Source organism: Mycobacterium sp. E802 (assembly GCF_001666875.1).
Lineage (GTDB): Bacteria > Actinomycetota > Actinomycetes > Mycobacteriales > Mycobacteriaceae > Mycobacterium.
Genome location: NZ_LZJD01000106.1, coordinates 1 through 10,895, shown reverse-complemented (window position 1 = coordinate 10,895; position 10,895 = coordinate 1). Strand labels below are relative to the sequence as shown.

Sequence of the window (10,895 nt, the reverse complement as noted above, 5' to 3'; positions counted from 1 at the left end):
GTGAAGTGCAGGCACAGCGTGGCGCCGGCGATGGTCAGGCCCGAGCCCAGCACCACATGCGCGGTGCCGTGAAACATCGTGTAGTAGGCCTGTTCTCGGTCTTCGCCCACACTGCGGGCCTCTTGATATCGCCCGATCAGGAAGATCGCGTAGTCGGTGGCCGCCGCGATGGCCAGGGTCACCAACAGGTTGGTGGCGAACGTGGAGAGCCCGATGATGTTGTAGTAGCCCAGGAATGCGATCACGCCGCGTGCGGCGGTCAGCGACAGCACCACCATGACCAGGGTGAGGATCACCGTGATGATGGAGCGGTAGACCATCAACAGCATGATGATGATGACCGTGAAGGTCAGCGCCTCGATCATCCGCATACTGCGGTCACCGGCGATGTTCTGATCGGCCGACAGGGCGGCGGGGCCGGTGACGTAGGCCTTCAGACCCTCGGGCGCCTGCACGCTGTTGACGATGTTCTGGACGGCTTCGACCGACTCGTTGGCCAGCGCCTCGCCCTGGTTACCGGCGGTGTAGACCTGCACGTAGGACGACAGGCCGTCGGAGCTCTGCGCGCCCGAGGCGGTCAGCGGGTCGCCCCAGAAATCCTGGACATGCTCGACGTGTAACTTGTCGGCTTCCAGCTTGTCGACGATCTCGTCGTAGTACTTGTGCGCGTCGTCGCCGAGGGGATGGTCGCTTTCGAGGACGACCATCACCGAGCTGTTGGACTTGAACTCCTGGAACACCTCGCCGACGCGCTTCATCGCGACCATCGACGGTGCTTCGTCCGGTGTCATCGACACCGAACGCATCTTCCCGACCTCTTCGAGCTGGGGGACGATGACGTTGAGGACGGCGATCAGCGCGACCCAGCCGATGATCAGCGGCACCGACAGGCGCCGGATCCACTTGGCGATACCGCCGTGCTCAGCGTGCCGGGCGTGTTGTGGGCCGCTGACCGGGAACGAGTCGGTCGGGGTGTCGTAATTGCTCATGCAGATTTCACCAAGCAGAAGGTCTGGGCGTTCACGCCATTGGAAGTTCTCTCGTCTTTGACTTCGTCATCGACGGTGATGCGGCAGCTGATGGTGTCGCCGTTGCCCTGGGCGACGATGTTGGGGAACACCGACGGGGCGGTGGATTCCAGCCGCAGCGTCCACGGCAGGGTGACCCCGTCGATGCGCTGGGGCTGGGCATCGAGGTCGAGGTAGTTCACGTCGGCGTAGGCGCCGGGCTCGCCGTAGATCTCATAGACCACGACCTTGGGGTCGAACGGCTTGGTGTCATCGACCTTGGCGCTGGAGATGCCCGAACCGTCGCCGGCGCCGAAGAACGTGCGAACCCGCATCACCGTGAAGCCGCCCACCACGACCACCGCGGTGATGATCAAAGGGATCCAGAACCGTTTCAGCAGCTTCATGTTCCCTGGTCGGCCTTTCGGAGGTCAGGTACGCGGTGACGTACCGGCTGGCTACGAAGCTCCATCGCCACTTCGTGGTCATGTCGGCGTCGGCGGATTCCCAACAAGGGTCCTCCGCGTCGGCGTCCCCGCCGGAATCGTCCCGGAAGGGACTGGCCGACCTCTCCGAGATCAGCCTGCTGCCCGGCGTGCTGAGCGAGGTGATGTCGGCGACGAGCCGACACTGCTCGTGCAATGGGATGAAGGGTAGTACGCCTTCGGTGCTCCAGAGGGTGGGCCGCTCGGCGTCGAATCCGGCCCTGGTCAGTGTGACGGGCCAATCACCGCTGATGGCGGCGGGCACGTTACGCACCGGAGCCGTCGGGGTGATACCCGTCACCGCATGGGTCTTGACGTCGATGATCGCCGGATCGTCGACGACGTAGACGGTGACCCCATCCGGCCAGGGCAGTTGGTAAGGGCGCGGATCCAGGTCGGAGGCGAGAAACACCACCTGGTCGATGCCCGTGTCGACGGCGGCCAGAAGGTAGGAGTCGAGGAGATCTGCGGCATCTGCCATGCATGCGCTCGGCATCAGCACTCCTCCCCGAAGGTTCCTTGCCGGATGTAAAGTGAAACTTATACAGTCGGCTAACTGCGATCAAGTTAGTTCGGCTATTGACACTGTGATTTAGCCCGCGTCTGGGTACGCTCGGCGCGACGGAGGGACGGCTGTGGCGAAGGCTGTTGCGCCGCGTGGCTTTGCGCGCGAACGAGTGCTCGAGGCCGCCCTCAGTTTGTTCGCCGAGCACGGGGTGAACGGCACGTCGCTGCAGATGATCGCCGATCGTCTCGGCGTCAGCAAGGCGGCCGTCTACTACCAGTTCCACTCGAAAGACGAGATCGCGCTGGCGGTCATCCAGCCCGTCTTCGACGACATGATGCGGTTGGTCCGGATCGCCGAGTCGATGTCGTCGCCGGATGCGCGGCGCGAAGCCGCGGTCAGCGGCATGGTCGATCTCGCCGTGCGGCACCGCCGGGTGACGGCCGTCTTCCACGGGGACCCGGTCATCGACGGTCTGGTGCAGAGTCGCGCCGAACTCCAGGACACCATCGAACGGCTCACCGGGATCCTGCTCGGGCCCCATCCCGACGCCACCGGCCGGATCTGCATGTCGGTGCTCGCCTCGGGTATCTACGGCAGTGCCACCGACCCCGAGCTCAACGACATCTCGGACGAGGAACTGCACCGGGTGCTGCTGGACTGCGCGCAACGACTGCTGCCGGCGGCCTCCACGTTGCAGGCCTGACGGCTACCAACGGCAGGCGTCGGCGCCCCACCCCGAGTCCACCGCGCGGAAGGCGAGCAGATGCCGCTGCCACCACGGCAGCGGTGCGGTGAGCACGGGATCGGCCATCGCATCGTCCACCACGTGCGACACCCCGTCGTGCACATAGGCGATACCGATGCCGCCGAGGCCCGCATCCCGCCAGAGCAGCACACTGCGGCGCAACTCCAGCCACGGAATCCGGACCGGCGGGTCCTCCGACACCCAGCGGGCCTGGCGTCGCAGATACGTCAGATCCCCAGGACGGTCGGGCGTTTCCAGTCCGACGACGGTCACCGTGTCGCGTTGGTAGCCGACGAGTTCGAGGGCGCTCACCCCGGAAAGAAGGTGGTTGGTGGCGCCGTCCTCGGTGCGCAGGTTGGAGAACATCGAATAGTTCGCGACGGTCTTGAGCCCCAGATACGGTGTCAACCCGTTGACGAACGCCAGTACGGGCACCAACAGCAGCACGGCGGGCTGCAGGCGCCGGCCCACGGAGCGCGCCGCGGCGGCCGGCGCGGCGCGGTACTTCTGCAACACCGCATACATGACGGGGAAGACGGCGACCGCCCAGGTGAGCACCAGCAGGCTGTGCCAGGGCAGGCCCAGCGGGCTGTCCGGTGACTCGGCCGAACTCGACCCCGCGCTCAGCAGCACATGCGCCGCGAAGCCGGTGAGCGCGACGACTCGCAGCGCGCGCCGTGGCTTCTCCGGCCGCTCTGTGGCGAACGCCTCCGCCGGGACCAGCAGCACATACACCGCGAAGACCACCGTGGCGAAGTCGTAGAACGAGGCCAGCGCCAGGACCGAGTGGAATCCGACCCCGAGCAGCATGCCCCGGTAACGCCACCGTGGCACCGCCAGCAACACCAGAAGGGCCGCCTCGATCACCACCGTCGTGACCGCGACGAACTGTCCCACCACTGGCCCGGGCACCACACCGTCTGCCCCGTTGAGCCAGAAGAGCTGACCGAACAGCTCACCTCCGCACGAGGTCGCCGGCGTGAAATAGGCGGTGTTCAACTTGTCGAAGACCGTGAACAGATAGACCACCAGCAACACCAGGCCGACGGGGCTGCGCGCGCTCTGGAGCCAGCGGGTGACAAAGCTTCCGGGCCGGTCCGGGCTGCTGCGGTCCGCCAGGGCCCACACCGCGGCGCCGCCCAGGGCCAGGGCCACCAGCAGGCTCATCACCAGATGGTTCGATGCGGCCGGCAGGTTCAGCGCGGCCACAACCGCCCCGGCGACCAGGGCCAGCCCGGTGGCGGCGACGGATCCGAAAAAGATCAGCGCCGGCAGGGCGGCCAGCAGGACCGGCAACACCGCTTGGGGCTGGCTGTCGGAGAAATGGAACACCAGGCCCATCGCGAAGAGCATCCCGAACCAGCCGAGTTGCTCACGGGCACCGGCATATTCGTCCGTCCCGGCGTTGCTGCGCCCGCGCATTGAAGACACTGTACCGGGGCGGATCCCTTGGCCGCCCAACCCGGCCGCCACAGCGCCGGCGTCGGCGTAATCTGGGAGGTGATGGATGGCTGCGGTAAGGCCCAAACGCCTTGCCGTGTAACGGAAAGGACAAGAGATGAGTACGGTCCATTCATCGATCGACCAGCACCCCGACATCCTGGCCCTGCGGGCCGGGTACGACCGGGTGGCCGAGTCGATGGCCGCCCAGATCACCTTCGGCCTGACGTTGCTGACGGCGATGTACGTCGCGTTGTCGCCGTGGATCGTCGGCTATGACGCCTTCGGCAGGCTGACCGTGAACGATCTGATCGTGGGCGGGGCGATCGCGCTGCTGTCGATGAGTTTCAGCTTCGCGCTGGACCGCGCGCACGGCATGACGTGGACGCTGCCCATTTTCGGTGTGTGGCTGATCATTTCGCCGTGGGTGTTCGTCAGCGGGCCGACGGCCGGAATGATCTGGTCGCATGTGATCAGCGGTGTACTGGTGATGCTGCTGGGCTTCAACGCGATGTACCTCGGGATGCGGGTGCGCAATACCGAAGTCCGCCACGCCACCCGGTAGACAGATCCGATAAAGACCGAGCCGACCGGTGCCCGGCCGGCCCGAGATTCGGTGTGCCCGGGGTTCTGCTCGCCCGACATTGCCCCGATTTGCGTCCGGTGCCGGGTTCTGCACCATATCCTGGGCAAACGACTTCCAGGACGGCGATGGCGGGTAACGAACTGCTGAGATGAAGCTGGCGGGGCGGGAAGAAGAACTGGCGGCGATCCGTCGTTCCCTTGGTGGGCCGGGCACCCATCACGGTGTGCTGATCGTCGGCAGTGCCGGTGTCGGCAAGACCCGGCTGGCCCGCGAAGCCCTCAGCCATGCCGCGGCGTCGGGGCTGCGCACCAACTGGTTCGTCGCCACCGAATCCGCGCGGGCCATCCCGCTCGGGGCGTTCACCGGATCCATCAGTCAGAGCATGTGCGATCCGCTGCCCGACGTGCGCCGGGTGATCGATTCCTTCGTCACGCAACAACGCACCGGGAGGGTCGTCATCGGCATCGACGACGCACACCTGCTCGACCCGCTGTCCGCGCACGTCGTCCACCAACTCGCCCAGACTCGGGGCGTACGTCTCGTCGTCACCGCACGATCCGGCGGCCCGGAACCCGACGCGGTGACCGCGTTGTGGAAGGACAGCCTACTCGATCGGATCGACCTCGAACCGCTGTCGATCACCGCGGCCACCACGTTGATCGAATCGGCGGTTGGTGGCCCGGTCGACAGCCGAAGTGCCCGACGGTTCTGGAAGCTCACCGGTGGCAATGCGCTCTATCTGCTGCAACTGGTCAAAGATCAGGTTGCGGCCGGCCAGATGCACCCATCCGCGGGGGTGTGGATGTGGAACGGCGATGTGGCTGTCTCCCAGAGCATCACCGACATGGTCGGCCGGCGGCTCGGCGAACTGAACCCTGGTATGGCGCTCGTGCTCGACACGCTCTCACAGTGCGAGCCGCTGAGCGTCGAGGTTCTCGACGATCTCGTCGAGCACGCGGACCTGGAGGCCGCCGAGCAGATGCATCTGGTCACCGTCGAGCGGGCTGGACGCGAACTGATGGCCACGCTGGCCCACCCGCTCTACGGCGAACTGCGCCGGGCCACCACCGGTGAGATGCACTTGTCGCGCATCCGCGGCAGACTCGCGCAACGGCTGGCTCGCACGCCCGACGGGGACATGCGCGAGACCGTGCGACGCGCGCTGCTGGCGCTGCACTCCGACCTCCCGCCGGATCCGGATCTGTACCTGACGGCGGCACGGTGCGCTGCGGTGCTGCTCGATCCCGATGCCGCAGACCGATTCGCCGCTGCCGCAGCCGAATGCGGCGCGCCCGCGGCCGCGCCGATGCGCGCCATGACGCTGATCCTGCTGAGCCGCGGTGAGGAGGCCGAGACGGTCCTGCGTGACATCTCCGCCGACGGCAAGCCCGACAGCCATCACTGGGCCACGGTGCGGGCGGCCAACCTGGCCTGGATGCTCGGCCGTCCACGCGACGCCGCCGCCATTCTGGAAAAGATCGCCGGCCCAACCGAAACCGATCAACAGCAGATGGAACGCCGGGCCATGCAGGCCTGCGTCGATGCCGTGCTGGGCCACTGCGTCAGCGCCGAGGAAAAAGCCAGGGCCGCACTGGAATACGGGGGGCTACCGGACCTGCACGCCATGATGGCCTCGATCGCTCTGACGATGGCACTCGGTGCGCTGGGACACGTCGACGAGATCGACGATGTCGCGCAGCAGGCGATCGACCGGGCCCTCACCTCGTCTGAATCCTCCCCGATGCGGTTCTGGTTCGGCGCGGTCCACGGCCGCGCCTGCCGGCTGACGGGCCGGATCGACGAATGCGTGGCGATGGCGGCCCGGTTGGACGAGTCGGCACGTGAGATCCCGGGCCTGGTGTATGCCAACCTTGCCTACCTGCTCGGTCATGCCGAACTGGTCCGCGCCGATCTCGGTGCCGCCGTCAAGCACCTGCACGAGGCCTACGCCGGTGCCGAAACACATGACGTGACAACGGGTTTACGGGTGGCCAGCTGCTTCTCGCTGGCCGAGGCGCACGCCAAACTCGGCCAGGCCACCGAGGCGAAGGAGGCGTTGGCCCGGGCCGGCCGGCGGGTGCCCGACGACTACGTGTTCATGCACACCGCGATGTCGGTGGCCACCGGCTGGACCTTGGCCGCCGGTGGGGCGCTCACCGAGGCGATCGCCGTCGTGCGCGACGCGGGCGACAACGCCGCACGGTGTGCTCAGCCGACACATGAACTGGCGTGCCTGCAGGCCGCCGCTCAGTGGGGGGACAGCTCCGGGGCAGCCCGGGCGCGCGAGCTCGCCGAGACGCTGAAGTTGCCCCTGGCCGAGACGGTGGCCCGGCATATCGAGGCGCTGGCCGCCGATGACGGGGCCGGATTATTGGCTGCCGCAGAGGGTTACCGGGCGCTCGGTGACCGCGCGACGGCCGCCGATGCCACCGCACAGGCCGCCGTCGCCTTCGGCCGGCACGGTCAGGCCAAGCGCAGCGCCTATGCGGCCGCGGTCGCCAAGGAGAGCGCCGACGAATGCGGCGGACTGTGCACCCCGGCGTTGCGCAACCCTGCGGGCCAACCGCTGACGGGTCGCCAGCGCGAGATCGTCGAACTCGTGGTCGCCGGGTTGAGCAACAAACAGATCGCCGAACGGCTTGTGATGTCGGTACGCAGCGTCGAGGGACACCTGTACCGGGCCTGTCAGCGGGTGGGCGCCAGCTCACGTGAGGAGCTGGCCGCCATCATCCGTCGTGGCCCGATCCGGGAGTGACCGCTGCGCCGAAGGCGCTAGTTGCAGACGGCGCCGACCGCGGCCGACTGAACCAGTTTGGTGTACTTGGCCAGCACGCCGGTCTTGTAGCGCGGCGGCAGCGGCTCGAAACCGGCCTTGCGGGCCTCGAACTCGGCCTCATCAACGAGAACGTCGAGCGTGCCGTTGGCCACGTCGAGCCGGATCCGGTCACCGTCCTTGACGAACGCGATGGGCCCGCCGTCGACGGCCTCGGGGGCGATGTGCCCCACGCACAGGCCCGTCGTCCCGCCGGAGAACCGGCCGTCGGTCATCAGCAGCACGTCCTTGCCCAGCCCGGCGCCCTTGATGGCGCCGGTGATGGCCAGCATCTCGCGCATGCCCGGACCGCCCTTGGGGCCCTCGTAGCGGATCACCACGACGTCACCGTGCGTGATGGTGCCGTCCTCCAACGCGTCCAGCGCGGCCCGCTCCCGCTCGAAAACCCTTGCGGTGCCTTCGAACACGTCGGAATCGAAACCGGCGGACTTCACCACGGCACCCTCGGGGGCCAGTGAACCGTGCAGGATCGTGATGCCGCCGGTCGGGTGGATCGGGTTGTTCATCGCGCGCAGCACCTTGCCGTCCGGGTCCGGCGGGGCGATGTGGGCGAGGTTCTCGGCCATGGTCTTGCCGGTGACCGTCAGGCAATCACCGTGCAGCAGACCGGCATCCAGCAGCGCACGCATCACCACGGGCACGCCGCCGATCTCGTCGACGTCCTTCATGACGTGCCGGCCGAACGGTTTCACGTCGGCCAGGTGCGGCACCTTGTTGCCGACCCGGGTGAAATCGGCCAAGGTGAGCTCGACCTCGGCTTCGCGGGCGATCGCCAGCAGGTGCAGCACCGCGTTGGTGGACCCGCCGAACGCCATCACCACCGCGATGGCGTTCTCGAAGGCTTCCTTGGTGAGGATGTCGCGGGCGGTGATGCCGCGGCGCAGCAACTCGACCACCGCTTCACCGGACTTGCGGGCGTACTCGCCGCGGCGCTTGTCGATCGCCACCGGCGAGGCGCTGCCCGGCAGGGACAGGCCCAGGGCCTCGGCCGCGCTGGCCATGGTGTTGGCGGTGTACATGCCACCGCAGGCGCCTTCACCGGGGCAGATGGCCCGCTCGATGATGTCCACGTCCTCGCGCGACATCAGGCCACGCACGCACGCGCCGACCGCCTCGAAGGCGTCGATGATCGTGACTTCCTTCTCGGTGCCGTCGGTCAGCTTGGCGATGCCCGGCATGATCGAGCCGTTGTAGAAGAAGACGCTGGCCAGATCGAGGCGGGCCGCGGCCATCAGCATGCCGGGGATCGACTTGTCGCAACCGGCCAGCAGCACGGTGCCGTCGAGGCGCTCGGCCTGCACCACGGTCTCGACGCTGTCGGCGATCACCTCACGCGAGACCAGGGAGAAGTGCATGCCCTCGTGGCCCATCGAGATGCCGTCGGACACCGAGATGGTGCCGAACTCCAGCGGGTAGCCGCCGGCCTCGTGCACCCCGGCCTTGACGTCCTGGGCCAGGCGCTGCAGCGACATGTTGCAGGGCGTGATCTCGTTCCATGACGACCCGACGCCGATCTGCGGCTTGACCCAGTCGTCGTCGCCCATACCTACCGCGCGGAGCATTCCGCGGGCTGCGGCCTTCTCCAGGCCGTCGGTGACGTCGCGGCTGCGGGGCTTGATATCGGGCTGGTCGGCAGGAGACATGCTGGTGATTATGCCCCTCGGTTAGTTAGCCGCCCAAATTCTTTCCGGAGCCCTACGACGCAGGTCAGCCGGTCCATTCCGGGGACTTGGTGGTGAGGTCGAGGCCCAGGAAGAACCCGGTCGCGTCGATCTTACATACCCCGGTGGGGTACCCGTATACTTTGAGCCATGGACGCGGCTGACAACTCGGGTGCACACGGCTACTCGGCGCAGAAGGAGAACTACGCCAAACGGCTGCGCCGGATCGAGGGCCAGGTCCGGGGGATCGCCAAGATGATCGACGAGGACAAGTACTGCATCGACGTCCTCACCCAGATCAGCGCCGTCAACAGTGCGCTGCAGTCCGTGGCGCTCGGCCTGCTCGACGAGCACCTGGGCCACTGCGTGACGCAGGCCGTCTCCGAAGGCGGCGATCAGGCCGAGGCCAAGCTGGCCGAGGCCTCGGCCGCGATCGCCCGCCTGGTTCGCTCCTAGTCGCCCAGCGCCTGCTCGATCCGCTCGACCTTGGCGGTGAGCTGCCCGGTGTAGCCGGGGCGGATGTCGGCCTTGAGCACCAGGCTGACGCGCGGCGATACCGCGGCCACGACGTCGACGGCCTGTTTCACCACGGCCATCACCTCATCCCATTCACCTTCGATGTTGGTGAACATGGCATTGGTCTCATTGGGCAGCCCGGAAGCGCGCACCACCCGCACGGCTTCGGCCACCGCGGCGCTGACACTCCCGGACTCATCCCCACCGGACGGGCTGATGCTGAAGGCGACGATCACGACATCGATTGTGCGCCCGCGTTCGTAACGTGGTGGCGGTCGCCGGGCGGAAATCCCGCCCTCAGATTACGAACGCGGCCACGGAAGGCGCGCCGACGGACCGACTGGGCCCCGCTTGGCGTTACCGTGGGATTCCAGCATGACCTCCAGCGTCACCGGCGAATCGCTCGCCGCCCACACCAGCCCGTGGACACCGCGCGTTGCCCTGCAACTCGGGGCGCTGGCGGCCGCGGCGTTCGTCTATGTCACCGCCGAGATCTTCCCCGTCGGTGCGTTGCCGGCGATCGCCGGCGACCTGGACGTCAGCGAGGGTCTGGTGGCCACCCTGATGGCCGGCTATGCGCTGGTTGCCGCGCTCACGACGGTGGGTCTGGTCCGGCTGACCGCGCGGTGGCCGCGGCGCCGGACGCTGGTGGCAACCCTGGTGTGCTTGACGCTGTCGCAGGTGATCTCGGCGCTCGCGCCGAATTTCGCGGTGCTGGCCGGTGGCCGCGTGCTGTGCGCCCTGGCCCACGGTTTGATGTGGTCGGTGATCGCGCCGATCGGCGCCCGATTGGTTCCGGCCAGCCACGCCGGCCGGGCCACCGCGGCCGTGTATGTCGGCACCGGCCTGGCGCTGGTGGTGGGCACCCCGCTCAGCGCGGCGCTCAGCGAGATGTGGGGTTGGCGGCCGGCGGTCACGGTGATCGCCGTCGCCGCCGCTGCGGTGGCCCTGGCCGCCTGGGCACTGTTGCCGCCGTTGCCTCTGCTGACCACCGCCGCAACGCCCGGCAGCCCGCGCCGCCACGTGCGCAATCGCCGTCTGCTGCTCCTGTCGGCATTGACCCTGATCGGCGTCACCGGCCACTTCATCGCGTACACCTTCATCGTGGTGATCA

11 protein-coding genes are annotated in these 10,895 nt (G+C 67.7%); 5 read left to right on the top strand and 6 right to left on the bottom strand.

Annotation, left to right across the window (positions count from 1 at the left end; genetic code table 11):
- The 3 genes from A5699_RS15785 to A5699_RS29950 all read right to left on the bottom strand — a co-directional run.
- On the bottom strand, nucleotides 1-989 hold a 989-nt coding region (locus A5699_RS15785), incomplete at its 3' end, for an MMPL family transporter (protein WP_157561289.1).
- Nucleotides 986-1,360, bottom strand: coding sequence for an MmpS family transport accessory protein (locus tag A5699_RS15780; RefSeq protein WP_231965732.1), 375 nt, complete (start codon nucleotides 1,358-1,360; stop codon nucleotides 986-988). The genes A5699_RS15780 and A5699_RS15785, both read right to left, overlap by 4 nt.
- Nucleotides 1,278-1,988, bottom strand: coding sequence for an SAM-dependent methyltransferase (locus tag A5699_RS29950; RefSeq protein ID WP_157561288.1), 711 nt, complete (start codon nucleotides 1,986-1,988; stop codon nucleotides 1,278-1,280). Before A5699_RS29950 ends, A5699_RS15780 begins: the two co-directional genes overlap by 83 nt.
- Before the next feature lie 139 nt (nucleotides 1,989-2,127).
- Between A5699_RS29950 and A5699_RS15770 the strand changes: the two genes are divergently transcribed.
- Nucleotides 2,128-2,703: a TetR/AcrR family transcriptional regulator gene (locus tag A5699_RS15770; RefSeq protein ID WP_067770846.1), complete on the top strand. Its 576-nt coding sequence runs from the start codon at nucleotides 2,128-2,130 to the stop codon at nucleotides 2,701-2,703.
- A gap of 3 nt (nucleotides 2,704-2,706) precedes the next feature.
- On the opposite strand, the gene A5699_RS15765 is transcribed toward A5699_RS15770, so the two are convergent.
- A complete protein-coding gene (locus A5699_RS15765; protein ID WP_067770843.1) occupies nucleotides 2,707-4,167 on the bottom strand; it encodes a hypothetical protein in 1,461 nt (486 codons plus the stop codon).
- Nucleotides 4,168-4,303: 136 nt separating this feature from the next.
- Between A5699_RS15765 and A5699_RS15760 the strand changes: the two genes are divergently transcribed.
- Both A5699_RS15760 and A5699_RS15755 read left to right on the top strand, forming a co-directional pair.
- Nucleotides 4,304-4,750 (top strand): SPW repeat protein, encoded by a 447-nt coding sequence (locus tag A5699_RS15760; protein ID WP_067770840.1) that lies wholly within the window; start codon nucleotides 4,304-4,306, stop codon nucleotides 4,748-4,750.
- Between the two features lie 169 nt (nucleotides 4,751-4,919).
- Nucleotides 4,920-7,526, top strand: a complete 2,607-nt coding sequence (locus A5699_RS15755) for a LuxR C-terminal-related transcriptional regulator (RefSeq protein WP_067770838.1) — start codon at nucleotides 4,920-4,922, stop codon at nucleotides 7,524-7,526.
- Nucleotides 7,527-7,543: 17 nt separating this feature from the next.
- Here A5699_RS15755 and ilvD read toward each other — a convergent pair whose 3' ends face one another.
- On the bottom strand, nucleotides 7,544-9,247 hold the full coding sequence (ilvD, locus tag A5699_RS15750; protein ID WP_067770836.1) for a dihydroxy-acid dehydratase: 1,704 nt from the start codon (nucleotides 9,245-9,247) through the stop codon (nucleotides 7,544-7,546).
- Between the two features lie 168 nt (nucleotides 9,248-9,415).
- Here ilvD and A5699_RS15745 point away from each other — a divergent pair, with 168 nt between their 5' ends.
- The gene (locus tag A5699_RS15745; protein WP_044514570.1) at nucleotides 9,416-9,721 is read left to right on the top strand and encodes a metal-sensitive transcriptional regulator; all 306 of its coding nucleotides are present in this window, start codon (nucleotides 9,416-9,418) and stop codon (nucleotides 9,719-9,721) included.
- On the opposite strand, the gene A5699_RS15740 is transcribed toward A5699_RS15745, so the two are convergent.
- On the bottom strand, nucleotides 9,718-10,017 hold the full coding sequence (locus A5699_RS15740) for a thiamine-binding protein (protein ID WP_067770834.1): 300 nt from the start codon (nucleotides 10,015-10,017) through the stop codon (nucleotides 9,718-9,720). The two genes, A5699_RS15745 and A5699_RS15740, sit on opposite strands and share 4 nt — an antisense overlap.
- A gap of 139 nt (nucleotides 10,018-10,156) precedes the next feature.
- Here A5699_RS15740 and A5699_RS15735 point away from each other — a divergent pair.
- On the top strand, nucleotides 10,157-10,895 hold a 739-nt coding region (locus A5699_RS15735; protein ID WP_157561287.1), incomplete at its 3' end, for an MFS transporter.